General features: G+C 64.8%; 23 protein-coding genes and 1 pseudogene. 15 read left to right on the top strand and 9 right to left on the bottom strand.

The genetic code is table 11. The features are described from left to right. Positions 1-3 precede the first annotated feature (3 nt). Both plsY and ACFDR6_RS24885 read left to right on the top strand, forming a co-directional pair. Positions 4-600 (top strand): glycerol-3-phosphate 1-O-acyltransferase PlsY, encoded by a 597-nt coding sequence (plsY, locus tag ACFDR6_RS24890; protein ID WP_212089571.1) that lies wholly within the window; start codon positions 4-6, stop codon positions 598-600. A 159-nt stretch (positions 601-759) separates the two neighbouring features. Then, positions 760-1,953 (top strand): patatin-like phospholipase family protein, encoded by a 1,194-nt coding sequence (locus ACFDR6_RS24885; RefSeq protein ID WP_375859866.1) that lies wholly within the window; start codon positions 760-762, stop codon positions 1,951-1,953. Here ACFDR6_RS24885 and ACFDR6_RS24880 read toward each other — a convergent pair. Next, positions 1,945-3,189, bottom strand: a complete 1,245-nt coding sequence (locus tag ACFDR6_RS24880; protein WP_375859865.1) for an amidase — start codon at positions 3,187-3,189, stop codon at positions 1,945-1,947. The two genes, ACFDR6_RS24885 and ACFDR6_RS24880, sit on opposite strands and share 9 nt — an antisense overlap. 91 nt (positions 3,190-3,280) lie before the next feature. Between ACFDR6_RS24880 and dprA the strand changes: the two genes are divergently transcribed. Then, entirely contained in the window at positions 3,281-4,423 is a 1,143-nt protein-coding gene (dprA, locus tag ACFDR6_RS24875; protein ID WP_375859864.1) for a DNA-processing protein DprA, read from the top strand. Here the strand turns inward: dprA and ACFDR6_RS24870 are convergent. After that, positions 4,420-4,854: a winged helix-turn-helix transcriptional regulator gene (locus ACFDR6_RS24870; protein ID WP_212089564.1), complete on the bottom strand. Its 435-nt coding sequence runs from the start codon at positions 4,852-4,854 to the stop codon at positions 4,420-4,422. The genes dprA and ACFDR6_RS24870 overlap by 4 nt on opposite strands. An 83-nt stretch (positions 4,855-4,937) precedes the next feature. Here ACFDR6_RS24870 and ACFDR6_RS24865 point away from each other — a divergent pair, with 83 nt between their 5' ends. Further along, positions 4,938-5,546, top strand: a complete 609-nt coding sequence (locus ACFDR6_RS24865; protein ID WP_317243756.1) for an FMN-dependent NADH-azoreductase — start codon at positions 4,938-4,940, stop codon at positions 5,544-5,546. A gap of 66 nt (positions 5,547-5,612) precedes the next feature. Here the strand turns inward: ACFDR6_RS24865 and ACFDR6_RS24860 are convergent, their stop codons facing one another. Next, complete coding sequence (locus tag ACFDR6_RS24860) at positions 5,613-6,386, bottom strand: SDR family oxidoreductase (RefSeq protein WP_375859863.1); 774 nt, start codon at positions 6,384-6,386, stop codon at positions 5,613-5,615. 121 nt (positions 6,387-6,507) lie between these two features. On the opposite strand from ACFDR6_RS24860, the gene ACFDR6_RS24855 reads away from it, so the two are divergent. Beyond that, entirely contained in the window at positions 6,508-6,975 is a 468-nt protein-coding gene (locus ACFDR6_RS24855; RefSeq protein ID WP_317243754.1) for a winged helix-turn-helix transcriptional regulator, read from the top strand. A 145-nt stretch (positions 6,976-7,120) separates the two neighbouring features. On the opposite strand, the gene ACFDR6_RS24850 is transcribed toward ACFDR6_RS24855, so the two are convergent. Further along, the gene (locus ACFDR6_RS24850) at positions 7,121-7,306 is read right to left on the bottom strand and encodes a hypothetical protein (protein WP_375859862.1); all 186 of its coding nucleotides are present in this window, start codon (positions 7,304-7,306) and stop codon (positions 7,121-7,123) included. A 281-nt stretch (positions 7,307-7,587) separates the two neighbouring features. Between ACFDR6_RS24850 and topA the strand changes: the two genes are divergently transcribed. The 7 genes from topA to ACFDR6_RS24815 all read left to right on the top strand — a co-directional run bounded on the left by topA (position 7,588) and on the right by ACFDR6_RS24815 (position 17,389). Further along, positions 7,588-10,335, top strand: coding sequence for a type I DNA topoisomerase (gene topA / locus ACFDR6_RS24845; protein ID WP_375859861.1), 2,748 nt, complete (start codon positions 7,588-7,590; stop codon positions 10,333-10,335). A gap of 20 nt (positions 10,336-10,355) precedes the next feature. Beyond that, positions 10,356-12,713, top strand: coding sequence for a ribonuclease R (gene rnr / locus ACFDR6_RS24840; protein WP_375859860.1), 2,358 nt, complete (start codon positions 10,356-10,358; stop codon positions 12,711-12,713). Continuing rightward, positions 12,707-13,147 (top strand): DUF983 domain-containing protein, encoded by a 441-nt coding sequence (locus tag ACFDR6_RS24835; protein WP_212089555.1) that lies wholly within the window; start codon positions 12,707-12,709, stop codon positions 13,145-13,147. The genes rnr and ACFDR6_RS24835 overlap by 7 nt, the downstream gene beginning before the upstream one ends. 32 nt (positions 13,148-13,179) lie before the next feature. Further along, positions 13,180-13,932, top strand: coding sequence for an NUDIX hydrolase (locus ACFDR6_RS24830; RefSeq protein ID WP_375859859.1), 753 nt, complete (start codon positions 13,180-13,182; stop codon positions 13,930-13,932). A 263-nt stretch (positions 13,933-14,195) separates the two neighbouring features. Next, positions 14,196-15,521, top strand: a complete 1,326-nt coding sequence (locus ACFDR6_RS24825; protein ID WP_375859858.1) for an LLM class flavin-dependent oxidoreductase — start codon at positions 14,196-14,198, stop codon at positions 15,519-15,521. Positions 15,522-15,645: 124 nt separating this feature from the next. Then, entirely contained in the window at positions 15,646-15,813 is a 168-nt protein-coding gene (gene rpmG, locus ACFDR6_RS24820; RefSeq protein ID WP_007603295.1) for a 50S ribosomal protein L33, read from the top strand. A gap of 334 nt (positions 15,814-16,147) precedes the next feature. Then, entirely contained in the window at positions 16,148-17,389 is a 1,242-nt protein-coding gene (locus ACFDR6_RS24815; protein WP_212089551.1) for an acyltransferase family protein, read from the top strand. Positions 17,390-17,566: 177 nt separating this feature from the next. Here the strand turns inward: ACFDR6_RS24815 and ACFDR6_RS24810 are convergent, their stop codons facing one another. Beyond that, the gene (locus ACFDR6_RS24810; RefSeq protein WP_375859857.1) at positions 17,567-18,187 is read right to left on the bottom strand and encodes a TetR/AcrR family transcriptional regulator; all 621 of its coding nucleotides are present in this window, start codon (positions 18,185-18,187) and stop codon (positions 17,567-17,569) included. A gap of 79 nt (positions 18,188-18,266) precedes the next feature. Here ACFDR6_RS24810 and ACFDR6_RS24805 point away from each other — a divergent pair, with 79 nt between their 5' ends. After that, positions 18,267-19,151: an SDR family oxidoreductase gene (locus ACFDR6_RS24805; RefSeq protein ID WP_375859855.1), complete on the top strand. Its 885-nt coding sequence runs from the start codon at positions 18,267-18,269 to the stop codon at positions 19,149-19,151. A 24-nt stretch (positions 19,152-19,175) separates the two neighbouring features. Here ACFDR6_RS24805 and ACFDR6_RS24800 read toward each other — a convergent pair. Continuing rightward, positions 19,176-19,444, bottom strand: a pseudogene (locus tag ACFDR6_RS24800) (MFS transporter); the annotation flags it as partial. Positions 19,445-19,849: 405 nt separating this feature from the next. Between ACFDR6_RS24800 and ACFDR6_RS24795 the strand changes: the two are divergent. Next, entirely contained in the window at positions 19,850-21,784 is a 1,935-nt protein-coding gene (locus ACFDR6_RS24795) for an AI-2E family transporter (RefSeq protein ID WP_212089547.1), read from the top strand. Positions 21,785-21,823: 39 nt separating this feature from the next. Here the strand turns inward: ACFDR6_RS24795 and ACFDR6_RS24790 are convergent, their stop codons facing one another. Then, complete coding sequence (locus ACFDR6_RS24790; RefSeq protein WP_212089546.1) at positions 21,824-23,062, bottom strand: MFS transporter; 1,239 nt, start codon at positions 23,060-23,062, stop codon at positions 21,824-21,826. 130 nt (positions 23,063-23,192) lie between these two features. On the opposite strand from ACFDR6_RS24790, the gene ACFDR6_RS24785 reads away from it, so the two are divergent. After that, on the top strand, positions 23,193-23,804 hold the full coding sequence (locus tag ACFDR6_RS24785) for a TetR/AcrR family transcriptional regulator (protein ID WP_375859854.1): 612 nt from the start codon (positions 23,193-23,195) through the stop codon (positions 23,802-23,804). A gap of 292 nt (positions 23,805-24,096) precedes the next feature. Here the strand turns inward: ACFDR6_RS24785 and ACFDR6_RS24780 are convergent, their stop codons facing one another. Further along, the gene (locus tag ACFDR6_RS24780) at positions 24,097-25,470 is read right to left on the bottom strand and encodes a PleD family two-component system response regulator (RefSeq protein ID WP_375859853.1); all 1,374 of its coding nucleotides are present in this window, start codon (positions 25,468-25,470) and stop codon (positions 24,097-24,099) included. Positions 25,471-25,484: 14 nt separating this feature from the next. Continuing rightward, a complete protein-coding gene (locus ACFDR6_RS24775) occupies positions 25,485-25,850 on the bottom strand; it encodes a response regulator (protein WP_008566616.1) in 366 nt (121 codons plus the stop codon). Between the last annotated feature and the right edge of the window lie 172 nt (positions 25,851-26,022).

Below are 26,022 nucleotides of genomic sequence, written 5' to 3'. Positions count from 1 at the left end.
GCCATGGGGCTTGAAGCCTTCCTGCCGGTGGCTTTCGTCATCGGCTACCTCTTCGGCTCGATTCCGTTCGGGCTGGTCCTGACCAGGCTCGCCGGCACGCAGGATATTCGCTCGATCGGCTCCGGCAGCATCGGCGCCACCAACGTGCTGCGCACGGGCAGCAAGGCCCTTGCCGCAGGCACCCTGTTGCTCGACGCGCTCAAGGGTACAGCGGCCGTGGTGATTGCCGGCTATCTTGCCGGCCCCAACGCTGCCATGGTGGCCGGGCTCGGAGCGTTCCTCGGTCATCTCTTCCCGGTCTGGCTCAAGTTCAGGGGTGGCAAGGGCGTCGCCACCTACATCGGCGTCCTGCTCGGCCTGTTCTGGCCCGGCATGGTGGTGTTCTGCCTGCTTTGGCTGGCGACCGCCTTAACCACCCGCTATTCGTCGCTCTCGGCGCTGGTGGCGGCCTTCATCACGCCGATATTCCTGTGGTGGTTCGGGCACCTCGCGCTCGCAGCATTGTTCGCGGTGCTGACGCTGCTGATGTTCTACGCGCATCGCGAGAACATCAAGCGGTTGCAAGGGGGCAAGGAAAGCCGCATCGGCGAGAAGGCGTAGCGCGTTTCCAGAGAAGCCGGGCATCTACGGATACCGAAGCAACCCTTCTGCATTATATGCCCAAATCCTGTTCGCAACTCGCGGCCGAATCACGGTTGTATTGGCGAGCGGGTTCCGAGCCTGTCATCCTGACGGCGGAAATGGCGGCGGTTGCTCAGCATGAGCGAGAAGATTGTCGGCACGCATGACGGAGTTGGTTCGCTGGGTGCTTCCTGCACCGCAGCAAGCCGTCTGCTCTCGACGACCAATATCTGGTCCGACTCGCCCTCGCCTCCGCCAAAGTCTCTTCCGGGCTTGCCGCCAGCGGCACAACCCGATGTGATCGCGCAAGCGCCCGCGACGGTCGAGGTCGCGACCAGAGCTGCGCCGGTCGGGCCCGCGCAGGCACGCTCCGACCAATGGCCGCCGCGAAGACTCTCGCTGGCGCTCCAGGGCGGCGGCACCTTTGCCGCCTTCACATGGGGCGTGCTGGAGCGGCTGCTGGAAGAGCCCATCGAGATCGACACGATCAGCGGCGCCAGTGCCGGCGCGATCAATGCGCTCCTGCTCGGCTCCGGCCTCGCGGAGGGCGGCCGCGAAGCTGCACGTAGCCGGCTGAGCCGGTTCTGGCTTCGCCTGATGCATGAGGCCTCGTTTCGCTCGCTGATGCTGGTCGGTGGCTTCTCGCCGGCGGGAAGCTCGGTCGCGTTCGGTCCGACCTTGCGCTCCGGCCATTTCGATCCGTTCGATCTCGATCCGCTCAGGCAGGCGTTGTCGCGCGACATCGACTTTTCCGCGCTGCGTGGCGCCCGCGGTCCAAAGCTGCTGATCGCGGCGACGCGGATCCGCGACGGGCAGCAGCAGATCTTCCGCAACGACGCCCTCACCGCCGACGTCGCGCTGGCCTCAACCTGCCCGCCGCTGGTTCACTGTGCCGTCGAGATCGACGGCGAGGCCTATTGGGACGGCGGCTTCGGCGGCAATCCGCCCCTGCTGCGGCTGGCGCAGGAGACGACAACGTCCGACGTCCTGCTGGTCCAGGTCACGCCGGCGCGCGACGGCTACGTGCCGATCACGCTCGCTGCGATCGACCGCCGGCTGGACCAGATCGCGGCCAACGCGGCGCTCAATGCCGAGATCGCCGCGATCGAATGGGCGAAGGCGCATGCCGCACCGTCGCTGCGCCTCACCAGGATCGCGGCAGAAGACTCCGTTGACGGCCTGGCGCAGCGCTCATCGACCGATCTCGGCCGCGGCTTCGTTCGGCAACTGCACCGGAGCGGCCGTCACGCTGCCGAGCGCTGGCTCGGGCAAGACGTGACGAGCAATGAGGCTCAACGCAAATTGCCCGCGGCCGAACCGGCGCTAGCCTGACTTCGCCAGCGCGTCCTCCAGGAACCACGCCGCCGCGAGTGCGACCGGATCGTTGCCGAAGCGCGCGATCACCTGCACGCCAACAGGCAGGCCACCCACCTTCAGCACCGGCACGTTGACACAAGGATTGCCCATCAGGGTCCAGAGCCGATTGTAGCGGGGATCGCCTGTCGTCGCGAGCTCCTTGGCCGGCGCCGTGCCCGGCGCCGAATAGGTCAGGAGCACGTCGATGCCCTCGAACAGCTCGCCGAGCTCGCGGCGGCCACGACGGCTGATCCGGCGCGCATTGTCATAGTCCTTCGGCGTCAGATTGGCGGTCGCATCGAGGCTTGCCCGCAGCATCGGCGCGATCTCGTCGTGACGCTCCGAAAACTCCCAGGCCAGCGCGCGATGCGCCTCGAAATCCTGGACGATGGGATGGATGCGCCAGGCCTCCTGCACGGCCTCAGGCAGATCGATGGTCTGCACACTGGCACCGGCACATTCGGCGGCTTTGATCGCGGCCTGCAAGCCCTCTTCGGCCGCCGGCTCCACGCTGCCTGCAAACTCCTGCCTGACCACGCCGATGCGCGGCGATTTCGCCGGAACGATGCCGGCAAACTCGGTGCGCCCCGTCATGGCCAACAATCCGCGCGCGAGATCTTCCGCCCGCGATCCAAACAGGCCGACGGTGTCGAGCGCCCACGAATAGCATTTCACGCCGACCGTCGGCAGCATGCGGAACGACGGCTTGATCGCGGCGGTCCCGCAATAGGCGGCGGGCCGGATCACCGAGCCACCGGTCTGGGTGCCCAGCGCCAGCGGGATCATGCCGGCGCCGACGGCCGCCGCCGAGCCCGAGGACGAGCCGCCCGGCGTGTGGCCAAGGTTATGCGGATTGAGCGTCGGCGTTGGATCTCGCGAGGCGAACGCGGTCGTGGTGGTCTTGCCGATGATGGTGGCGCCTGCCCGCTTCAGCATCATCACGACGGGTGCGTCGGCGCGCGGCTGCCAGCCACGATAGATCTCCGAGCCCATCTCGGTCGGCATGTTGGCGGTGTCGATGATGTCCTTGATCCCGACCGCGATGCCGCGCAGGGGACCCGTGGCCTGCGCTCTTGCCGACTTGTCGTGGCGGACGAAGGCACGGACGTCCTTCTCCTTGGCCTCGATCGCCGCGTGCGACTGGGCGATGGCGGCATCGGGCGACAACTCGCCCGCTTCAATGCGGCGCTGGAGGTCAGCGAGTGAGATCATGGCAACATCCTTCTTATTGGCATCGCTTTTAACATCGGGGCGAAGTCGCGCAAGCACACGCCGCTGTTGCGCAACGCCCTCAGGTTGTTCCATGCTGTGCCTGCAAGGAGACGCCGTGGACGCCATCAATTCGAGCGTGGAGCTGACCGAGGCTGAGCGGATCGACCGGCTGCGGCTGATCCGTTCCGACAATGTGGGCCCGCGCACCTTCCGCTCGCTGGTCGATCATTTCGGCACCGCGCGCGCCGCGCTGGAGCGGCTGCCGGATCTGGCGCGGCGCGGCGGTGCGCAGCGATCGGGGCGCATCTGTACTGCTGATGAAGCCAAGGCCGAGCTCGCCGCGAGCCGCAAATTCGGCATCGCCTGGCTCGCGCCGGGCGAGGACGGCTATCCGGCCCGGCTGGCGATGATCGACGATGCGCCGCCGCTGCTCGCCGTGCGCGGTGACGCGAAAACCTTGATGCGGCCGATGATTGCGATCGTCGGCTCGCGCAATGCCTCCGGCGCGGGGCTGAAGTTCGCCGGCCAGCTCGCGCGCGAGCTCGGCGAAGCCGGCTTCGTCGTCATCTCCGGCCTGGCCCGCGGCGTCGATCAGGCCGCACATCGCACGAGCGTCGACGGCGGCACGGTCGCAGTGCTGGCCGGCGGGCATGATTGCATCTATCCGCCCGAGCATGGCGATCTCCTCACCGCGATCCTCGACCACGCGGGCGCTGCGATCTCCGAGATGCCGCTCGGCCACGAGCCGCGCGCCCGTGACTTCCCTCGCCGCAACCGGCTGATCTCGGGCGCCTCGCTCGGCGTGGTCGTGGTGGAAGCAGCGCACCGCTCGGGTTCGCTGATCACCGCGCGCATGGCGGCCGAACAGGGCCGCGAGGTGTTCGCCGTGCCGGGCTCGCCGCTCGATCCGCGCGCCGCCGGCGCCAACGATCTGATCAAGCAGGGCGCAACGCTGGTCACGGAAGCCGCCGACATCGTCAACGCGGTCCAGCCGATCATGGAGCGGCCGCTGATGCGTCCGGCTGAAGAGCCCGACAGCGAGCCGTTCGAGAGCGATCCGCAAGGCCACGACCGCGACCAGATCACCGGCCTCCTCGGCCCTGCCCCTGTGACGATCGACGACCTCGTGCGGATGTCGGGCGCCTCGCCCGCGATCGTGCGCACCGTGCTGCTGGAGCTCGAGCTTGCCGGAAAGCTCGAGCGTCATGGCGGCGGGTTGGTGTCGCTGATCTAGTTATCGTTGCGCTGATCGAAACGTGTCCGTGCAGCCTCGATCTGCGCGAGATGCTCCATTGCCCATCTGCCGAGGGCCTCGACCGGCTGCGACAGCCCGCGGCCGAGATCGGTCAGCTCGTAATCGACGCGCGGCGGAATTGTCGGGAAGATCGTGCGCGTGACAAGGCCGTCGCGCTCCAGCCCGCGCAGCGTCAGGGTCAGCATCCGCTGCGAGATGCCGTTGATCATGCGTTTGAGCTCATTGAAGCGCTTCGGCCCGCCGCCGAGCATCATGATCACGAACACGCTCCATTTGTCGCCGACGCGGGACAGCACGGAGGCGACCCCGCGGCAGTCGGCATGGTTGGGATCCGGCCTCGCATCTGACCCTGGATTTGGCCTCGGCGAGGCAGGCAAATCGGTGTTCTCAGGTTTCAACAATGTGCCCATGGCTCAAAAAAGTGCGTTCTTGCGGGGATTTCGATAGTCACTCATGTAGCTCTGGTTACAAACTTATACCAGGGTGACCTCGAATGAAACTCCTCCATATCGACTCCAGCGTGCTCGGCCCCCACTCCGTCTCCAGGCAGGTTTCCGCCGCCATCGTCGATCGGCTCCGGCAGGCGACCCCCGCGCTCGACATCGTCTATCGCGACCTGACCCAGATCCCGCTCGCCCATCTCTCCGGCTCCCACCTCGCAGCCGCGCAAGGCGCGCCGGCGCCGGCTGAACTGGCGCCCGACCTCGCCGCCAGCGCTGCCGCGCTGGACGAGTTCCTGGCCGCCGACATCGTCGTGATCGGCGCGCCCATGTACAATTTCACCATTCCGAGCCAGCTCAAGGCCTGGATCGACCGCATTCTCGTTGCGGGCAAGACATTCAGCTATGGGGCCAATGGACCGCAGGGCCTTGCCGGCGGAAAGCGCGTGATCGTGGCGATCTCGCGCGGCGGCTATTACGGCGCGGAGACGCCCTACGCGGCCGGCGAACATCTCGAAACCTATCTGCGTTGGGTGTTCGGCTTCATCGGCATCACCGATCCCGAATTCATCTTCGCCGACGGCATCCAGGTCGGACCGGACCATCGCGAGAAGGCGCTCGCAGGCGCGCTCCAGGCTGCAATCAGCCTGCGCGCAGCCTAGAGCTCACGACAGTTGACCCGTCGGGCGCAACTCGCGTGTTGCGCCCCACCAGGTTCGCTGGGGCGATCAACCGCGATAGATCGGCGCGCCGCTCGGAGAGGCCACCGCACCGCCGTCGACGAAGATCTCCTGGCCCTGCACATGCGCGGAATCATCCGAGGCCAGGAACAGCACCGTCTTCGCAACATGATCGGTTTCGCCGAGACGGCCGAGCGGCGTCGACAGCGCGATCCGCTTCTCGAATGCCTTCTCGGCTTCGGGCGTCGCGGTCGCAGGTCCCCAGATCGGCGTGCGGGTCGCACCGGGCGCCACGACATTGACGCGGATGCCGCGCGGCGACAGCTCCGATGCCATGATCCGCGCCATCGCGCGCACGCCGGCCTTCGCGGCACCGTAGGCCGAGTAGCCGGGAATGCCGAGCACGGAGATGACCGAGCCGTTGAGGATGATCGAGGCGTTGTCGTTGAGATGAGGCAGCGCGGATTGGACGGTGAAGAACACGCTGGTCAGGTTGGTGCTGATGACTTTCTCGAAGACATCAAGCGTTGCCGAGCCGAGCGGCGTGCCGCCGGCGATGCCGGCATTGGCGAACACGATGTCGAACTTGCCGAATTTTTCGGCGCCTTGCTTGATCGCAGCTTCCGTCGCGGCGATGTCGGTGGCATCGGCAGCGAACGCGAGGGCGTTCGGCCCGAGCCCCTTCGCGGCGGCCTCCAGTGTCTCCTTGTTGCGGCCGGTGATCACCACATTCGCGCCCTCGGCCACGAACAGCTTTGCGGTCGCAAGACCAATGCCGCTGTTGCCGCCGGTGATCAGGGCCGTCTTGTTCTTCAGTCTCACGTTAGCCTCCAGTGGTTGCATAATAAAACCAATTTGCCATCTAGGGCATATGGTTTTATAATGCAACCACACAAGCGTGTGATCGGCGCCAGACTTGGCGAAATGCTGTGGGACATGGACGATGGTGAAACGAACGAGCTTCGAAAGCGATTCCTGCCCGGTCGCACGGGCGCTGGACGCGATCGGCGATTGGTGGTCGCTGCTGATCATCCGTGAGGCGCTGTCCGGCCAGCGCCGCTTCGGCGAGTTTCAGAACAGGCTCGGCATGGCCAAGAACATCTTGTCGGCGCGGCTGCGCGCGCTGGTCGATCACGGCATCCTGGCGACCGCCCCCGCCTCCGACGGCAGCGCGTATCAAGAATATGTGCTGACGCCAAAGGGCCGCGGTACCTTCCCGATCCTGGTCGCGCTGCGGCAATGGAGTGAGGAATTCGACGATCGCCCCGAGGAAATCGCGACCATCCTGGTTGATCGCGAGAAGGGCCGCCCGGTGAAGAAGCTGGAGATGCGCGCGGAGGACGGGCGGCTGCTCAGCTCGGCGGAGACAATGCTGAAGCCGCGGCCGGCTCCGCGACGGCGATCGGCCTGAACGCGCACGGCTGCCACCACGCTGTCATTGCGAGGTCAGAGCCGCGCTCTCAATCTGTCACCGCCCCCCGGGGCGTCCGCTCACGCCTCCAGCGACAACGGCTTTGCCGTTGCGCGGGGATCACGGAACCAGCAGCATGTCGTGTTCACGACAGCTTGCGCTTGCTCCGCAGCCTCAAGTGCTCGTCGGCCTCGAGCTGCGTCATGCCTAATAAATAATGTAACACGTGCAGCTTGTGGCGCTCGGCGAGCTTGCGCAGGGCGGCGCTCTGCTCGGCAATGAAGGCGACCGCCTCATCCGCCCCGCCTTCGCCCGGTTCCTCGTGGCGCAAGCCCCCCGGCGCGCCTGATGCGACGCGCGGCCGTTTCTTTCCCGGCTTAGTCACCAGACCCACCCCGAATCCATGCCCCGGTGAAACATTACGCCGACATCGGCCGCAACTCCAAGGTGGTATTCTGCAACTTTCTCGATATGAAACTTTTCCCATCGCGGCGGCCTTCAACACCCTTCGATTTGACAGGAACGACCTCACCACCCATGTTCGGGTCGAAACGGCCGACCCGAGTCCTTTCGTTTTCGGCCCAAGATTTTCCCATAAGTTACTGGAACTACATGAATATCGTCATTGTGGAGTCGCCGGCGAAAGCCAAGACGATCAACAAATATCTGGGCTCGTCGTACGAGGTCCTGGCTTCGTTCGGCCATGTCCGCGACCTGCCCGCCAAGAACGGCTCCGTCGATCCCGAGGCCAATTTCAAGATGATCTGGGAGGTCGACCCCAAGGCGGCCGGCCGGCTCAACGACATCGCCAAGTCCCTGAAGAACGCCGACCGCCTGATTCTCGCCACCGACCCTGATCGCGAGGGCGAGGCCATCTCCTGGCACGTGCTGGAGGTGCTGAAGGAAAAGCGCGCGCTGAAGGACCAGAAGATAGAGCGCGTGGTGTTCAACGCCATCACCAAGCAGGCGGTCACGGACGCGATGAAGCATCCGCGCCAGATCGACGGTGCGCTGGTCGACGCCTATATGGCGCGCCGTGCGCTGGACTACCTCGTCGGCTTCACCCTCTCGCCCGTGCTGTGGCGCAAGCTGCCGGGCGCCCGCTCGGCCGGCCGCGTGCAGTCGGTGGCGCTGCGCCTCGTGTGCGACCGCGAGCTCGAGATCGAGAAGTTCGTCGCGCGCGAATATTGGTCGCTGATCGCAACCCTCTTGACCCCGCGCGGCGATGCGTTCGAGGCCCGCCTCGTCGGCGCCGACGGCAAGAAGATCCAGCGCCTCGACATCGGCACCGGCGCGGAAGCCGAAGACTTCAAGAAGGCGCTGGAAGCCGCCAGCTATGCCGTCACCGCGGTCGACGCAAAGCCGGCCCGGCGCAATCCGCAGGCGCCCTTCACCACCTCGACGCTGCAGCAGGAAGCTAGCCGCAAATACGGCTTCGCGCCGGCGCACACGATGCGCATCGCCCAGCGCCTCTATGAAGGCATCGACATCGGCGGCGAGACCACCGGACTCATTACTTATATGCGTACCGACGGCGTGCAGATCGATCCGTCCGCGATCACCCAGGCGCGCAAGGTGATCGGCGAGGATTACGGCAACGCCTACGTGCCGGACGCGCCGCGCCAGTATCAGGCCAAGGCCAAGAACGCGCAGGAAGCGCACGAAGCGATCCGCCCGACCGACATGTCCCGCCGCCCCGACAGCATGAGCCGCAGGCTCGATGCCGATCAGGCGAAACTCTATGAGCTGATCTGGAAGCGCACCATCGCGAGCCAGATGGAATCCGCCGAGCTGGAGCGCACCACCGTCGACATCGCGGCGAAGGCGGGTGGCCGCACGCTCGAGCTGCGCGCCACCGGTCAGGTCGTCAAGTTCGACGGCTTCCTCGCGCTCTACCAGGAAGGCCGCGACGACGAGGAAGACGAGGATTCGCGCCGCCTGCCCGCGATGAGCCCGAACGACGCGCTCAAGCGGCAGAGCCTGTCGGTCACCCAGCATTTCACCGAGCCGCCGCCGCGCTTCTCCGAGGCCTCGCTCGTCAAGCGCATGGAAGAACTCGGCATCGGCCGGCCCTCGACCTATGCCTCGATCCTCCAGGTGCTGAAGGACCGCGGCTACGTCAAGCTGGAGAAGAAGCGCCTGCACGGCGAGGACAAGGGCCGCGTCGTGGTCGCGTTCCTCGAAAGCTTCTTTGCCCGCTACGTCGAATACGATTTCACCGCCAATCTGGAAGAGCAGCTCGACCGCATCTCCAACAATGAGATCTCCTGGCAGCAGGTGCTGAAGGATTTCTGGACCGGCTTCATCGGCGCCGTCGACGAGATCAAGGATCTGCGCGTGGCGCAGGTGCTCGACGTGCTGGACGACATGCTCGGACAGCACATCTATCCGCCGCGGCCCGATGGGGGCGACATCAGGCAGTGCCCCAGCTGCGGCAATGGCCGCCTCAATCTGAAGGCCGGCAAGTTCGGCGCCTTCGTCGGCTGCTCGAACTATCCTGAGTGCCGCTACACCCGCCAGCTCGCCGCCGATGGCGAGGCGACTGCCGACCGCTCGCTCGGCCAGGACCCCGAGACCGGTCGCGATGTCTGGGTCAAGGCCGGCCGCTTCGGCCCCTACATCCAGCTCGGCGAGCAGAAGGACTACGAGGAAGGCGAGAAGCCGAAGCGCGCAGGCATCCCGAAGGGCACCTCGCCCGGCGATGTCGAGCTCGAGCTCGCGCTGAAGCTGCTGTCGCTGCCGCGCGAGATCGGCAAGCATCCGGAAACCGGCCAGCCCATCACCGCGGGTCTCGGCCGCTTCGGGCCGTTCGTGAAGCACGAGAAGACCTATGCCAGCCTGGAAGCCGGCGACGAGGTGTTCGACATCGGCCTCAACCGCGCGGTCACGCTGATCGCGGAGAAGGTCGCCAAGGGCCCGAGCCGCCGCTTCGGCGCCGATCCCGGCAAGGCGATCGGCGATCATCCGACGCTGGGCACCGTCACCGTCAAGAGCGGCCGTTACGGCGCTTACGTCACCGCCGGCGGCGTCAACGCGACGATCCCGGCCGAGTTCGAAAAGGACACCGTCACGCTGCCGCAGGCGATCGCGCTGATCGACGAGCGCGCGGCCAAGGGCGGCGGCAAGAAGCCGAAGAAGGCCGCAAAGCCGGCCAAGGGCAAGAAGGCTGTGGCGAAGGCCGCGGACGGCGAGGACGCCGCGCCAAAGCCGAAGAAACCGGCCGCGAAGAAAGCCGCGGCCAAATCGAAAACCGAATCCACCAGCAAGGCGCGCGCCGCCGTGCCGTCGTCGGCAAAGACGTCGCCGACCAAGGCCGCCGCCAGCAAGGCTCCGGCCAAGAAGAGTGCCGGCAAGACTTGAGATCAAGAATTAGAGGCTAAGTGAAACGCAAAAATGACCGTGGCTTTCCCGACAGGCAAGCCATCGTCGCCTTCATCAAGGCAAATCCAGGAAAGGTCGGGACTCGCGAAATTGCGCGCGAGTTCGGCCTGAAGAACGCCGATCGCGTCGAGCTCAAGCGCATGCTGCGCGAGCTCGCCGACGACGGGACCATCAAGAAAAAGCGTCACAAGGTGTCCGAGCCGGACGCGCTGCCGCCGACCCTTGTCGCCGACATTACCGGACGCGACTCCGACGGCGAATTGATCGCCTCCCCCACGGAATGGGACGAGGTCGAAAGCGGCGAGCCGCCGAAGATCCGCATCCAGATGCCGCGCCGGCCAAAGCCGGGCACCGTCGCCGGTGTTCGCGACCGCGTGCTGCTGCGCGTCGAGCCGAGCAACGAGGCCGAAGGCCCGGCCTATCTCGGCCACGTCATCAAGGTCTTCGACAAGGCCAAGAGCCGTATCCTCGGCGTGTTCCGCAGCCTTCCCGAAGGCGGCGGCCGGCTCGTGCCCGTCGACAAGAAGGCCGCCGACCGCGAACTGAACATCGCGGCGGCCGATACGCACGGCGCGCAGGACGGCGACCTCGTCAGCGTCGACATCGTCCGCACGCGCAGCTTTGGGCTTGCGTCCGGCCGGGTCAAGGAGAAGCTCGGCTCGGTCAAGTCGGAGAAGGCGATCAGCCTGATCGCAATCTACGCCCATGACATCCCCCTGCAATTCTCACCTGCCGCCGAGCGCGAGGCGGAAGCCGCAGAGCCCGCGAACCTGAAGGGGCGCGAGGACTGGCGCGACGTGCCGCTCGTCACCATCGATCCGCCGGACGCGAAAGATCATGACGACGCGGTGCACGCCGAGCCCGATCCTGATCCGAACAACAAGGGCGGCTTCATCGTCAACGTCGCCATCGCCGACGTCAGCTTCTACGTCCGGCCGGGGACCGCGCTCGACCGCGACGCGCTCGACCGCGGCAACTCGGTCTACTTCCCCGACCGCGTCGTGCCGATGCTGCCCGAGCGCATCTCCAACAATCTGTGCTCGCTGGTGCCGGGCGAGCCGCGCGGCGCGCTCGCGGTGCGGATGGTGCTCGGCCCCGACGGCCGCAAGCGTTCGCACAGTTTTCATCGCATCCTGATGCGCTCGGCCGCAAAGCTGAGCTATGCGCAGGCGCAGGCCGCGATCGACGGCCGGCCGGACGACGCCACCGGCCCCCTACTCGATCCGATCCTGCGGCCGCTCTATGCCGCCTATGCCTGCGCCAAGCGCGCACGCGACGAGCGCGATCCGCTCAATCTCGATCTGCCCGAGCGCAAGATCCTCCTGAAGAGCGACGGCACGGTCGACCGCGTCGTCGTGCCGGAAAGGCTCGACGCGCACAAGCTGATCGAGGAGTTCATGATCCTCGCCAACGTCGCCGCGGCCGAGATGCTGGAGAAGAAGTCGCTCCCGCTGATCTACCGCGTGCATGACGAGCCGACCTTGGAAAAGGTCCACGCGCTCAGTGAATTTCTTGAAACGCTGGATATCCCCTTCACCAAATCAGGCGCGCTACGCCCTACCCTGTTCAACCGCGTGTTGGCCCAGCTCGAAGGCCATGATTATTACCCGCTGGTGAGCGAGGTGGTGCTGCGGGCCCAGGCGCAGGCCGAATATTCCTCCGAAAATTACGGTCATTTCGGCCTGAACCTGCGCCGCTACGCGCACTTCACCTCGCCGATCCGCCGCTATGCCGACCTCGTCGTGCACCGCGCGCTGGTTCGCGCGCTCGGCCTCGGCGAAGGCGCCCTGCCCGACAGCGAGTCGCCGGAAAGCCTCGGCGAGGTCGCCGCCCACATCTCGGTGACCGAACGCCGCGCGATGAAGGCGGAGCGCGAGACCGTCGATCGCCTGATCGCCCACCATCTCGCCGATCGCATCGGTTCAAGCTTCCAGGGCCGCGTCTCCGGCGTCACGCGCGCCGGCCTGTTCGTCAAGCTTGCCGAGACCGGCGCCGACGGCCTGATCCCGATCCGATCCCTCGGCACGGAATATTTCAACTATGACGAGGGCCGGCACGCCCTCGTCGGCACGCGCAGCGGCACCATGTATCAGCTCGGCGACGTGGTCGACGTCCGCCTGATAGAAGCTGCTCCCATCGCGGGCGCGCTGCGCTTCGAGCTGCTGTCGTCGGCCAGTGAAAGCGCGCCGCGAGGCCGCAGGCCATCCGGCCCGCAACGCCGCCCCTCGTTCAAGGCGCATCCCGGACGCAGCCCGGATAAAAAACGCAAGCCGGCAAAACACAAGTCCGGCAAGCCGAAGAAGGGCAAAGGAAAGAACAAGGCAAAAGGCGGGGGTAAAAAGGGCAAAGCATGGTGACGACGAGCACGGCCCCAAAAATCTGGACGCGCGAGACGGGTCTGGTCGAGAAGCGAGATCTCTGGACGGCAATGAAGCGCGGCTTTCGCGGCCGCTGCCCGCGCTGCGGCGAGGGAAAGCTGTTCCGCGCCTTCCTGAAGACCGCGGACAATTGCGCCAAATGCGGCCTCGATTTCACACCGCATCGCGCCGACGATCTGCCGGCCTATCTCGTGATCGTCATCGTCGGCCACATCGTGGTGCCGGCCGTCTTGTGGATCGAAACCAATTACACCACGCCGGTCTGGATCAGCTTCGCCGCCTATCTGCCCTTCACCTTCGTCGCCTCACTGGCGCTGCTGCAGCCCGTCAAGGGAGCTGTGGTCGGCTTGCAATGGGCTCTGCGCATGCACGGGTTTGACGAGAACCCTCCGGATGGTATTCCGCCTGTCTAAGCCAAATAAGCAAGAACGGTCTGGGTGAGGACATGACGGATACGGCGCAAGTTGCGGAGAAAGCCCGGGTTCACGAGGAAAAGGAAGCGGACCACCATCCGTATTTCCGCCCGAGGGATGCGGCGACCCTGATCCTGGTCGATCGCAGCGGCGCCATTCCGAAAGTGCTGGTCGGCAAGCGCCACGACAAGGTGGTGTTCATGCCCGGCAAGTTCGTCTTCCCGGGCGGGCGCGTCGACAAGGCCGACTATCGCGTGCCCTGTGCGGCGCCGATCACGGCCGAGCTCGAGACCAATCTCGCCAAGGGCAGCCCGAAGACGCCGGCCTCGCGCGCGAAGTCGCTGGCCATCGCCGCGATCCGTGAAGCCTGCGAGGAGACGGGACTCTGCCTCGGCCGCAAGTCCGAGGGCAAGACGCCGAAGCTCGACGGCCCCTGGAAGCCGTTCGCCGATGCAGGCCTGCTGCCCGATCCCTCCAGCCTGTTCCTGATCGCCCGTGCCATCACTCCGCCCGGCCGCGTCAAGCGCTTCGACACGCGCTTCTTCACCGCGGATGCCTCCGCGATCACCCACCGCGTCGACGGCGTGATCCATGCCGATGCCGAGCTGGTCGAGCTGGTCTGGGTCGAGCTCGGCTCGAAGCCGCTCGCCGATCTGCATCCGATGACGCGCAACGTGCTCAACGAGCTCGACACCCGCCTTGCCACCGGCCCACTCCGCCACGACGCGCCAGTGCCCTTCTTCCATTTCTATGGCGGCAAGATGCAGAAGGATGTTTTGAGCTAGCCGACACTGCGGGACACGGCTCTTTCCTCCGTCATTCCGGGGCGCGCGCAGCGCGAACCCGGAATCCATCGCTCAACAGTCCTTGCGGCCCGATGGATTTTCAGGTGCGCAATTGCGCACCATAGCTCGCCGCTCCGCGGCGCCCCGGAATGACGTGCTGAGGGAGCGTCAAAAAACAAAATAATCTTCCCGCCTCTCCCGATGGCGGAGTTCCCCGCCATGCCTATGTGTTCCCGAGCGTCACCAAGAACGGACCCCGGGCGATGGCACAACGGCAACTCAAGCTTGGCGCATTCATGCGCCCGATCAGCATCCACACCGGCGCCTGGCGCTATCCCGGGGCTTGGCCCGACGCCAATTTCAACTTCTCGCACATCAAGACGCTGATCCAGAAGTTGGAGGCCGGCAAATTCGACGCCTTCTTCATGGCCGATCACCTCGCCGTGCTGAACATGCCGATCAACGCGCTCAAGCGCAGCCACACCGTCACGTCGTTCGAGCCGTTCACGCTGCTGTCGGCGCTCTCCGCCGTCACCGAGCGCATCGGCCTGATCGCGACGGGCTCGACCACGTTCGACGAGCCGTATCACGTCGCGCGCCGCTTCGCCTCGCTCGACCATCTCAGCGGCGGCCGCGCCGGCTGGAACATCGTCACCACCTCGAATCCCGACGCGGCGCTGAATTTCGGCCTCGACGATCACATGGAGCACGCCGAGCGTTACAAGCGCGCGCGCGAGTTCTACGATGTCGTCACCGGCCTGTGGGATTCCTTCGCCGACGATGCCTTCGTGCGCGACGTCGAGAGCGGGGTGTTCGTCGACCCCCAGAAGATGCACACGCTCGACCACAACGGCAAATATCTGAAAGTGCGCGGCCCCCTCAACATCGCCCGCCCCGTGCAGGGCTGGCCCGTGATCGTGCAGGCCGGCGCATCCGAAGACGGCAAGCAGCTCGCGGCCGAAACGGCGGAAGCCGTCTTCACCGGCGGCGGCAGCCTCGCTGACGGGCAGAAGCTCTATGCCGACATCAAGGGCCGCATGGAGAAAATCGGCCGCGATCCCGAGCATCTCAAGATTCTCCCAGGCGCCTTCGTCGTGGTCGGCGACAGCGTCGATGAAGCCAGGGAGAAGCGCGCGCTGCTCGACAGCCGCGTGCATTACGACAGCGCCATCGCCTCGCTCTCCGTCATCCTCGGCACCGATGCTTCCGGCTTCGATCCGGATGGTCCCCTCCCCGAGATTCCCGAGACCAATGCCAGCAAGAGCGGCCGCCAGCGCATGGTCGATCTCGCCGCCCGCGACAAGCTCACCGTGCGCCAGCTCGCCCAGCGCGTTGGCGGCTATGGCGGGCTATCCTTCGTCGGCACCGCCAAGACCATTGCCGACCAGATGGAGGAATGGCTGGTTGGGCGCGGCTCCGACGGCTTCAACATCATGTTCCCGTTCCTGCCCGCCGGCCTCGACGATTTCGTCGACAAGGTCGTCCCGGAGCTTCAGCGCCGCGGGATTTTCCGCAAGGAGTATGAAGGGCCCACTTTGAGGGAGAATCTCGGCCTGCCCAGGCCGAAAAACCGGTTCTTCGAGGGGTAAAGGGCCCGTTTCGGGCAGTTTTCAACCCCTAAAACCTTGACATCAGGCGGTTTCTGGCTAGGTTGCCGGCCAACGCGGGCCGTTTGGCCGGCTCCAAATTCCCTTCATTTCTGAGGTTTAGAACATGGCCAAAGCGGTCACCATCAAGGTCAAGCTCGTGTCCTCGGCCGACACCGGCTTCTACTACGTCGCCAAGAAGAATTCGCGCACCATGACCGACAAGCTGGTCAAGAAGAAGTACGACCCGGTTGCGCGCAAGCACGTCGAATTCCGCGAAGCCAAGATCAAGTAAGATCGGCTTAAGCGTCGAGGAGTTTTGCGGGGCCCTTTCGGGCCCCGTTTTATTTTGTGCCATCTCGTGTCCCGGACGCGCTGCAGCGTGCAACGCTGCTGCGCAGAGCCGGGACCCAGAAGCCAACACGGCACAATGACATGAGCCCCGGCTCTGCAGCGCTTCGTTGGAAGTGACGCTGCGCTGCGTCCGGGGCACGAGAGCTGAGGACATCTACCCCCACATTCAGATCTGCACGGTCGGCGCGCTGGAGCATGTGTGACCCACCTCGCAGAGCACCCTGACCGGATTCACTATCTCCTGCGTCATCGTCGCATGAATCCGGTCCATTGCCGTGAAAAACCATTTGCCCCTGCTGGATCCGCTCCGCTTCGCCGCCGCGCTCGGCGTCGCCATTTTCCACCAGATGTTCTGGTCCTGGGCCTGGGTGTCGATCGGCGTGCCGGGTTTCGAACGTCACGTCGCCGCCGACGTACTTTACCCCTCCGCCGCGTCCTACACCTGGTTCGGCTGGGTCGGCGTCGAGATCTTCTTTGTCATCTCCGGTTTCGTCATTGCGAATTCGGCGTGCCAATCCTCGCCGGGCGCGTTCCTGCTCGGCCGCGCACTCAGGCTTTATCCGGCGGTCTGGGTCTGCGCCACCGCCACTCTCCTGGTCCTGCTGATATTCGGGAGCGGGCCGGCCTCCGAATTCATCCTGCCCTACATCCACGCCATGCTGATGGTCCCCAAGGGCGTCACCGGCGACTGGCTCGACGAGGTCTATTGGACGCTGGCGGCCGAGATCGCGTTCTATGGCCTGGTGTTCTGCGCGATGCTCACGAAGAGGATCACGCTGCGTCACCTGGCCTTTGGCCTCACCATCTACAGCGCGATCTTCAACGCGATCGCGCTCGTGGTGCTGTCCTGCACGACGCCGTCCGACCTGCCTTATCTCATCATGTTGATGTTCCGGGTGCCCTGCGCGGCGTTCCTCTTGACGCACGGCTGCTTCTTCGCGCTCGGCATCTGGCTGTTCATTTCAGCGAACCGGCAGCTGACCGCGCTCGAGCAGATCGCTGTCGCCGTCACATGCCTTTCGGGCGCGGCGGAAATCTACTTCTTTGCCTCGTTCCTCTTGACGTCGGTGCCCGCCATCGCGGATCAATCGGCGCTTGTGCCAATCATAGTCTGGGCGGCCGCAGTGCTGCTCATTGCCCTGGCCGCGAGGCGCAGCAGGCGTTCGGCCGGTATCCCTGCTCCTGAATCACCGGCCTATTTGAGGACGCTCGGGCTGATCACCTACCCGCTCTATCTCACCCACAACGTCATTGGCGCTGCGATCATTCGTGCCCTGGTCGACGCCGGCCTCGATGCCACGTCGGCCCTTTGGATCGCGCTCGGCGTGCTTGTCCTGGTCTGCTGGTTCATTTGCGCGAGGATCGAGCCGGTCGTCAGGTCTGCGCTGATGCAGGTCCTCTCGCGCTTTGGCAAGCTTCCGCCAAGGCAGCCGGCGTTGCGCCGCCCGGCTTTGGCCCGGGGTCTGCGTCTCCAGCTGCCTGTTCCCGTCAACGTGAAGGTCGCGGCTGCTAGCTGACGCCTTTGCATCCGCTATTCGCCCGGGAAACGATGTGATGCACCTGAGACCGCAGCGCTTTCTCCTGTTGCAAAGCTGACGTTCCGCCGTTCGCGTCCGCCTACGCCGTCCGCAACGCCGGCGCCCGTAGCTGCGATGGCCGGATTGGCGCGAACGTGACCTGGATGAACCCGGCCTTTAATCGCTTCGGCGTTTGCGAGTTGTCGCCTTGGTCGTCGTTTCGGATGGCCATGCCAGCATCGCGAGTTCGACCACTCGGCGAACTTCGCCAGCCGTCGCCCCGGCCTGCGGCAAATTCATGATGGCTTGCAACACACCGAGGTAGTGCCATGTCATGCCATCGATATCGGCGGCTGGCGTTAACTCTCCGAGTGTGACCGCCTCGCGCAAAATCTCGCGAAGGATTGCGCGCTGTTTTGCCAGTCCATCCAGCGCGACCGACCGACCCGCGGGAGGCAAATCGTCCATCTCGGCGCAGGATCGAGCCAGCATGCAACCGGCAGGGCGCGACGCTTTCCCCGCCCTCGGCAGGAATTCGAGCAACAGCGCTTCGAGCTGTTGGCGCTTTGTATCGGCTCGAACGCCGCTCATCCGTTCCAAGACGCGCCCGGCATAAATCGAAAGCACCTCCTGGAACAGTCCATCCTTGTCCCGAAATCGCTTGTACAGGCTGGAACGCGACAGACCCATCGCCGTCGTCAATTCGTCGATCGATGATGCGGCGTAGCCGTGACGCCAGAAGACCTCCATCGCGGCTTTGATCACGGCACCGTCATCGAATTGGGGCTTTCCGCTCATCGGGCTCTCGCTTGACATCATGGAACGATCATTCCAAGATAGTTGGACTGATCGTTCCAAGATACATAAGGATACCCAGATGGCCAAGCCCTCCCAGCCCAACGCCAGCCGCGTCCGGATCGCCGTGGCCGGAGCCACAGGCCGCGTTGGCTCCGCCCTGATTGCAGGCTTGGCCTCAGAATCCCTGGACCTTGTGGCGCTAACACGAAACCCGGACGCCGAACGCTTGCCCTCCGGCGTTTCGATCGCGGCTGTGGACTTCGACGTACCGTCTACGCTCGACAGCGCCCTGCGCGGCGCCGATCAGCTATTTCTCGCCCACGGCACGTCACCTCGTCAGGTCGCCAATGAGATCGCACTGATCGACGCGGCCGCCGCCGCAGGCGTGAGTCGAATCGTGAAATTGTCGGCGATGGGTCCGCCCTCACTGTTGCATCCGATGGACTGGCACATGCAAATCGAGGCGCATCTGGCGACCGTTGGCGTCGGCTACACGGTTTTGCGGCCTTCTACCTTTGTCGACATCCTTGCGCGAGCCGGCGCTCAGGTTGCCGATGACTCATGGGGCGGGGCAGCGGGCGATGGAGTGGTCAACCTGATCGATACGCGCGATGTCGCCGATGCCGCGCGCATTGCTCTTCTGGACGACGCGCACCCGACCGCTCAGCGCGTCTATCACCTGACCGGACCACGGGCGGTAAGCATGTCGGAGGTCGCCGAAGAGATAGCGAAGCTACTCGGCCGGACCGTTAAATATCGGCAGCGAAGCCCGGCCGAGCAGCGCGAGAAACTGCTCAGCACAGGGCTGAATGAATTTGTTGCCGACTTGCTGCTCGGATTGGACCGCCTCTTTTACCAGTCGGCGCTCGCTGAAACAACTACGACAGTCAGGGAATTGACGGGCCACGCGCCGCGGTCTCTCGTGGATTGGTTGAGCGAAAACATTTCGATGTTCCGGAAATAGACCAGAGTTCGGATGGCGCCCCGCCTACGCCGCCTTCAGCACCCGCGCCGGTGGCTGCGATGGCTGGACCAGCGCGAACGCAACTGGACGGTGCCCCCGGCAAGGCCGAGCGCGACGCCAATGCGCCAGGCCATCGTGTGCGAACCCAGCGCGTCGTATAGCAGCCCTCCTCCATATGCGCCGAGGAAGCTGCCGATCTGGTAGATCATGAAGGCGAGGCCCTGGATCATCTCCTGCCAGCGCAGATCGAACATCTCGGCGATGGCGGCCGCGATCAAGGGGCCTACGCCCATGATGGCGACGCGAATGCAGCCCGCGTTGCGCCGCCCGGCCTGGCCCGGGGTCCGGTCTCTGTCCTGCTCAAAGGCGAACGTCGCGGGGTCTTGGGCGTGATGAGGCCAGATGGCTCCGCATCGGCCTTGGTCCAAGCGCTCCTCCATCGGCAGAGATGCGCGTCGTGCCATTTTTCGCTCACAGGAACCTTTTCAGGATGGAACGGTTGGCATGCGATGGCGAGGCCGCAGCACAGCCGCCGCTCATGAAGACCGCGTGGACCAGTGCCCTGAGCGGCTGTCCGATGCAGTGTCGTCCTGCACTCCCGCAGCTGAATTCAGTAAACGCTCAGCGGACGACGGGACAGGGACAGCATGAGGCCTGTAACGCGACAGCCCTTCAAACCTCGCACCCCTGAAGAACTGATGGCGCTGCTGGGTGCAGTAGCAACCGCGGTTCTGACCGTCATCATCATCTCGATGCTCTATTTCGGTCGGGATATATTCGTGCCCGTTGCGCTGGCCATACTCCTCAGCTTTGTACTGGCGCCGCTGGTCGGAATATTGCAACGAATCCATGCCCCGCGGGGATTGGCAGTCGTGAGCGTGGTTGTCGTCGCGTTCATGCTGATCTTCGCGATAGGAAGCCTTCTCGCCACCCAACTGACGCAACTCGCTGGGGACCTGCCCAGATATCAATCCACGATCAGCGACAAGATCCAGGCCTTCCGGGACACCAAGGCCGGCAGGAGCACGCTGGAGCGTGCTTCCGACATGCTGAAGGATCTCAGCAAGGAGCTTGATAGACCAAAGGATGCCCCGTCCCCGCCCCGGACCGGCATGGTCGCTGGCTCAAATGCCTCGGCGCCACCGGTACCGGTCGAAGTGCGCCAGCCCGATCCCGGCGCGCTGGAGAGTCTGCGAACCCTGATCTCTCCGCTCATTCATCCGCTCGCGACCACCGGCATCATCATCATTTTCGTCATCTTCATCCTCATTCAACGCGAGGATCTTCGTAACCGCTTCATTCGGCTAGCGGGCTCCTCGGATCTGCAGCGCACCACCGCCGCATTGGACGATGCAGCGAGCCGCCTCAGCAAGCTGTTTCTGACCCAGCTCCTCCTGAACGGCGCATTCGGCGTGGTGATCGGCACCGGCCTCTGGGTCATCGGAATTCCCAGCGCGATCCTCTGGGGCATCCTCGCGGCTGCGCTTCGTTTCGTTCCCTATGTCGGCGCCGTCATTGCCGCCGCATTTCCGCTGACACTCGCAGTTGCCATCGATCCCGGCTGGTCGATGCTGCTTTGGACTCTCGCGCTCTTTCTTGTGGTTGAACCGATCGTAGGCCATGTCGTCGAGCCGATGGTTTACGGGCGCAGCACGGGGCTTTCACCCGTTGCCGTCGTCGCATCGGCAACGTTCTGGACAGCGCTTTGGGGACCGATCGGCCTTGTCCTTGCGACTCCCCTCACGATTTGCCTCGTGGTGCTCGGGCGGCATGTGGAGCGATTGGAATTCCTCGACGTCATGTTTGGAGACCGGCCAGCGCTTTCTCCTCCGGAAATCTTCTATCAGCGGATGCTGGCGGGAGATCCGACCGAAGCGGCCGAAAAGGCGGAGGAGTTTTTGAAAGAGCGCTCGCTGGCTTCGTATTATGACGAGGTTGCGCTGAAGGGTTTGCAGATGGCGCAAGCCGACGCGGAGCGCAATGCGCTCGACCAGGAACGTCTCACGAAGATTCGAGACGCCGTCAGCGAATTTGCAGCGGATCTTGCCGAACAGGACGACCGGCCCCCCGCGAAGAGCAGTTCAACCAAAGATGTCGAAGCCTCATCCGCGGTTGAAGGCATTGCGGAGAATGCGGCCAACGAACACCTGCCTTACCTCCGCAAAGAGACTCTCCCGCCGGACTGGCAGGGCGAACACCCCGTCCTCTGCGTGGCCGGACGCACGCTGATCGATGAGGCGGCCGCGATCATGCTGGCCCAGCTTTCGACCGAGCACGGGCTCGCCGCGCGGGTCGAAGGCGCGGCGTCGCTTTCCACGACCAATGTCTTTCGTCTGGATACGACGGGCGTTGCGATCGTCTGCCTGGTCTATCTGGATGCCCACGCTGCGGCACACATGCGGTATTCCGTGCGGCGTCTGAGACGGAAACTGCCGAAGGCAACCATCATCCTGGGCTGCTGGGTCAAAGACGTTGACCCGGCTGCCCTGGAATCGCTGCGGGAAGGCGCCAAGGCCGATCTCGTTGCAACGAGCATCGGCGAGGCCGTCAGGCTGTGCATCGACGCGACGGGGGTAACGGAACAGCAGCGTGAAGCCCCCGGGCAGGATGGAGCCACAATTGCTGCGGCATGACATCTCCATCGCAACACGGGGCCGCTCAGCCCCTCCGTACTACGCCGCCTTCAACACCGGCGCCGGCGGCTGCGAGGGCCTGACAAGCGCGAACGCCACCTGCACGATGCCTCCCGCCAGGCCCAGCGCGACGCCGATGCGCCAGGCCATGGTGTAGGAGCCAAGCGCGTCGTAGAGCAGCCCTCCCCCATACGCGCCGAGGAAGCTGCCGATCTGGTGGCTCATGAAGGCGAGGCCCTGGATCATCGCCTGCCAGCGCAGGCCGAACATCTCGGCGACCGCGCCCGCGACCAGCGGCCCGACCCCCATCCAGAGAAAGCCCATGATGGCGCCGAACAGCAGCGTCGAGAACGGCGTTGCCGGCAGCATGAAATACCAGGCCAGCGCGACCGAGCGCAGGATGTAGATGCCGCCCAGCAGCGCCAGCTTGTTCCAGCGCTCGCCGGCCCAGCCGAAGAACAGCGAGCCCAGCACGTTGAAGCCGCCGATCATGCCGAGCGTCTGCGCGCTCAGCATCGGATCGAGGCCGCAGATCGCCAGATAGGACGGCAGATGCGTGGTGAGGAAGACGAGCTGCATGCCGCAGACGAGATAGGCGCAGGTCATCACCACGAAGGAGGCATTGCCGAACGCGGTTCTCGCCGCGGCTGCAGCCGAGGCATCGTCGATCTCGTCGGCGGCCGGCTTCGGCAGCGGGATCTGGTCAACGCGCCCCGCATACCAGGCAGCCGGAATCATCAGCACCGACATGACGACGAAACCGGCAAGGCCGATGCGCCAGCCGAACCCCTCGTTGAGCATCTGTCCGATCGGCGCCGACAACAACGCCCCGAGCGAGCCCGCGCCGGAGACGATGCCGAGCACGGTGGAGCGCACCGTTGCGGGCACCGCGCGCGCCGCCACCGACATCGCGATCGCGGCTGCGGTGCAGGCCAGCGACGTCCCGATCAGCACGCCGGCGCCGATCATGATGCTGATCATCCCGTTCGCGGTCGCCATCAGCGCGAGGCCCACGATGTACATCAGCGAACCCACGATCATGATGGGACGGAAGCCGTAGCGCACCGTCATTGCGCCGGCGAGCGGCTGGAGAAAGCCCCAGGCGAGGTTCTGCACGGCCAGCGCCAGCGTGAAGTCCGAGATCGAAATATGGATGTCATGAGTCAACGGCTGCATGAAGATGCCGAGGCTCTGCCGCAGCCCCATGCTCAGCGTCAGCATGATCGAGGCGCCGATCAGGATGGGCAATGTCGGACGCAGGACCTGCAGCAGGGGCATTTTTCTTCTCCCTTTTGGGCACGGCGCAATTGCCGTCGTCCGCTTTTGCCGTTGATTTTGGTTACACAGACCTGTTTACATAGGCTATGGATAGCAGGTGCTGTCAAGCGAACAGGACGCATTCCGCTGCATGGCTCCCCCGCCCGCCCCACAGACGATGAAAGAGCGGATCCTTCAGACCGCCGACAAGCTGTTCTATCTGCAAGGCATTCGTGCCGTCGGCGTCGACACCATCGCGGCCGAGATCGGCATTTCCAAGCGCACGCTCTACAACCACTTCCCGTCCAAGGACGCGCTGATCGCGGCCTATCTCGAGCGCCGCTTCGTCGCTCAGCGTCCCTCGGACAAGCCCCCGGCCGAGCAGATTCTCGGCACGTTCGATTCGCTGGAGCGGCGCTTCGCGGCCAAGGATTTTCGCGGCTGTCCGTTCGTGAATGCGGTCGCCGAGCTCGGCCCTGCCGACCGCGCCGTGAAGAAGATCGCGGTGGCCTTCAAGGAAAGCCGCCGCCTCTGGTTTCGCGACCGGCTTAACGAGCTCGGTGTGCAGGACGCGGACGCGCTCGCCACGCAGCTCGTGCTGCTGGTCGACGGCTCCATCGCCCAGGACCTCGTCCGTGACGATCCCGCGATGGCGCGGGCCGCGAAGGAAGCGGCGAAAGTGCTGCTGCGGAATGCTGGCGTGGATGTGGGGGATGAGGCATCGAAGGCTGCGACGACGCAAAACAAACGTCCACCACACTGACCACCGTCGCCGCATCGGACGGTGTCATCACCCGTGAAAGCGGGTGATCCAGTATTCCAGAGCCGATTGTGATTGAACCGAGAAGCCGCGGCGTACTGGATTCCCGCTTTCGCGGGGAATGACAGCGGAGCTTGATGGACCGTTGCCATCCCACCAACATGCTCCTGTTTTGCCCGACACGTCAAATCCGCGCCCCCGCGCGAGCCATTTCGCCCACCGCCTAACCCATTGATCCCACTAACAGCTTCTACTGTGCATGGGGTTGTTTTTGCGAATTTTGCTAAACCGGCCGTCACGCCGCCTGCGACACCACGCGATTACGCCCGTCGTGCTTGGCGCGATACAGCGCGGTGTCGGCGCGCTTGAGCACGTCGGCGACCGCCTCGCCCTTCTGCTCCAGCGTGGTCAGGCCGATCGAGATCGTGACCTCGATGCGCTTGGCACCCTTGTGGATCGCGAACGGCTCGCCCGCGATCGAGCGGCGCAGGCGCTCGGCGACCATGCCGGCGACATGGAGATCGGTCTCAGGCATCACGATGACGAACTCCTCGCCGCCATAGCGGCAGGCGAGATCAATGCCCCGGATCGACTTGCGCACCCGCACGGCGAATTCGCGCAGCACGTCGTCGCCGGCGTCGTGGCCATAATTGTCGTTAATCGACTTGAAGAAGTCGATGTCCAGGATCATCAGCGCCAGCGGCTTGCCGCGGGCTGCAGCCTGCTCTGCGAGTGTCGCCAGATGGCTCTCCATGTAGCGGCGATTGTGCAGGCCGGTGAGCGCGTCCGTGATCGCCATCTCGATCGAGTTCTGCACGTTGTCGCGGAGATGATCGGTGTAGCGGCGGCGGCGGATCTGGGTGCGGGCGCGCGCCAGGAGCTCGATCTTGTCGATGGGACGCAGCAAATAGTCGTTGACGCCGATCTCGAGGCCACGGAGCAGCCGCGTCGAGTTCTCGGGGTCGGCGATCGCCAGGATCGGCACGTGGCGCGTACGCTCCAGCGAGCGAGCCTGGCTGCAGAGCCTCAGGCCGTCGAAATTGTTGAGGTCGAGCGAGACAATCAGGAGATCGTAATTGCCCTCGGCAGCGTGGAACAGCGCCTCCGACGGGTTCGGCTCGACATCGATGGTGTGCTCGGCGGCGAGGATCGTCGCCAGCCGCTCGTAGGAGGACTGACGGTCGTCGACCAGCAGGACGCGGCCGCCCTTGCCGGTGTCGGAGATGGCGCTGCGCTCGGGCGCCTGCATTCCGATCTCGAGCGAGGTGATGGCGCGCATGCGCAGCTCGTCCGTCATCATCTTCAGCCGCGTCAGCGAGCGCACGCGCGCGATCAGCACGACGTCGGAGACGGGCTTGGTCAGGAAGTCGTCGGCGCCAGCTTCCAGCCCGCGGTTGCGGTCGGAGGGACTGTCGAGCGCGGTGACCATCACGACGGGAATGTGGTGGGTGGCCGGATCGGTCTTGAGGCGGCGGCAGACCTCGTAGCCGTCCATGTCGGGCATCATCACGTCGAGCAGGATGATGTCGCATTCGGCGCGCCGGCTGATCGCGAGCGCCTCGGTGCCGTTCGCGGCGGTCATCACGTCGAAATATTCGGCGGACAAGCGGGCTTCGAGGAGTTTGACGTTGGCAGGAACGTCATCGACAACCAGGATACGCGCGGACACTGTGAACTCACTTCCTATCCGATAAAACGCCGGACCGTCTCGATGAATTTGCCGACCGAGATCGGCTTGGACAAATAGGCTTCGCAGCCGCCCTCGCGGATGCGCTCTTCGTCGCCCTTCATCGCGAACGCCGTGACCGCGACGACGGGAATGGCACGCAGCTCCGGATCGTCCTTGATCCAGCGCGTCACCTCGAGTCCCGAGACCTGCGGCAGCTGGATATCCATCAGCACGAGGTCGGGCCGCATCTTGCGCACGAGGTCGAGCGCCTCGTAACCGTTGCTGGTGCCGGAGGTCTGGTAGCCGTGCGCCTCCAACAGGTCGCGGAAGAGCTTCATGTTGAGCTCGTTGTCTTCCACGATCAGGACGGTCTTAGCCATCCCGCCCTCCTGATTGGTCCAAAGGACCGATACATGTGACGCCTCAGGCGCCGCTCGCCGGCGCTTCGAAAACTGGATTCAAACTAGCCTCAGATTCGCTCGAGTTTCGTTAAACCCGAGGGTCGACTTTCTACGATGTGGTTTCCAGTTGCTTGCCTGGGGCCGGAAGACT

It is taken from the genome of Bradyrhizobium tunisiense (assembly GCF_042263385.1).
GTDB classification, from domain to species: Bacteria; Pseudomonadota; Alphaproteobacteria; order Rhizobiales; family Xanthobacteraceae; genus Bradyrhizobium; species Bradyrhizobium tunisiense.
Note: the sequence above shows the minus strand (reverse complement) of the source record. Positions and strands in the feature narration are given on the sequence as shown.

Bases quoted from the DNA above. Each gene is read 5' to 3' on its own strand.
- plsY (WP_212089571.1), top strand. From the start codon at position 4: ATGGGGCTTGAAGCCTTCCTGCCGGTGGCTTTCGTCATCGGCTACCTC.
- ACFDR6_RS24885 (WP_375859866.1), top strand. From the start codon at position 760: ATGAGCGAGAAGATTGTCGGCACGCATGACGGAGTTGGTTCGCTGGGT.
- ACFDR6_RS24880 (WP_375859865.1), bottom strand. From the start codon at position 3,189: ATGATCTCACTCGCTGACCTCCAGCGCCGCATTGAAGCGGGCGAGTTG.
- dprA (WP_375859864.1), top strand. From the start codon at position 3,281: ATGCTGTGCCTGCAAGGAGACGCCGTGGACGCCATCAATTCGAGCGTG.
- ACFDR6_RS24870 (WP_212089564.1), bottom strand. From the start codon at position 4,854: ATGGGCACATTGTTGAAACCTGAGAACACCGATTTGCCTGCCTCGCCG.
- ACFDR6_RS24865 (WP_317243756.1), top strand. From the start codon at position 4,938: ATGAAACTCCTCCATATCGACTCCAGCGTGCTCGGCCCCCACTCCGTC.
- ACFDR6_RS24855 (WP_317243754.1), top strand. From the start codon at position 6,508: ATGGTGAAACGAACGAGCTTCGAAAGCGATTCCTGCCCGGTCGCACGG.
- topA (WP_375859861.1), top strand. From the start codon at position 7,588: ATGAATATCGTCATTGTGGAGTCGCCGGCGAAAGCCAAGACGATCAAC.
- ACFDR6_RS24835 (WP_212089555.1), top strand. From the start codon at position 12,707: ATGGTGACGACGAGCACGGCCCCAAAAATCTGGACGCGCGAGACGGGT.
- ACFDR6_RS24830 (WP_375859859.1), top strand. From the start codon at position 13,180: ATGACGGATACGGCGCAAGTTGCGGAGAAAGCCCGGGTTCACGAGGAA.
- ACFDR6_RS24825 (WP_375859858.1), top strand. From the start codon at position 14,196: ATGGCACAACGGCAACTCAAGCTTGGCGCATTCATGCGCCCGATCAGC.
- rpmG (WP_007603295.1), top strand. From the start codon at position 15,646: ATGGCCAAAGCGGTCACCATCAAGGTCAAGCTCGTGTCCTCGGCCGAC.
- ACFDR6_RS24810 (WP_375859857.1), bottom strand. From the start codon at position 18,187: ATGAGCGGAAAGCCCCAATTCGATGACGGTGCCGTGATCAAAGCCGCG.
- ACFDR6_RS24805 (WP_375859855.1), top strand. From the start codon at position 18,267: ATGGCCAAGCCCTCCCAGCCCAACGCCAGCCGCGTCCGGATCGCCGTG.
- ACFDR6_RS24795 (WP_212089547.1), top strand. From the start codon at position 19,850: ATGGCGCTGCTGGGTGCAGTAGCAACCGCGGTTCTGACCGTCATCATC.
- ACFDR6_RS24790 (WP_212089546.1), bottom strand. From the start codon at position 23,062: ATGCCCCTGCTGCAGGTCCTGCGTCCGACATTGCCCATCCTGATCGGC.
- ACFDR6_RS24785 (WP_375859854.1), top strand. From the start codon at position 23,193: ATGGCTCCCCCGCCCGCCCCACAGACGATGAAAGAGCGGATCCTTCAG.
- ACFDR6_RS24775 (WP_008566616.1), bottom strand. From the start codon at position 25,850: ATGGCTAAGACCGTCCTGATCGTGGAAGACAACGAGCTCAACATGAAG.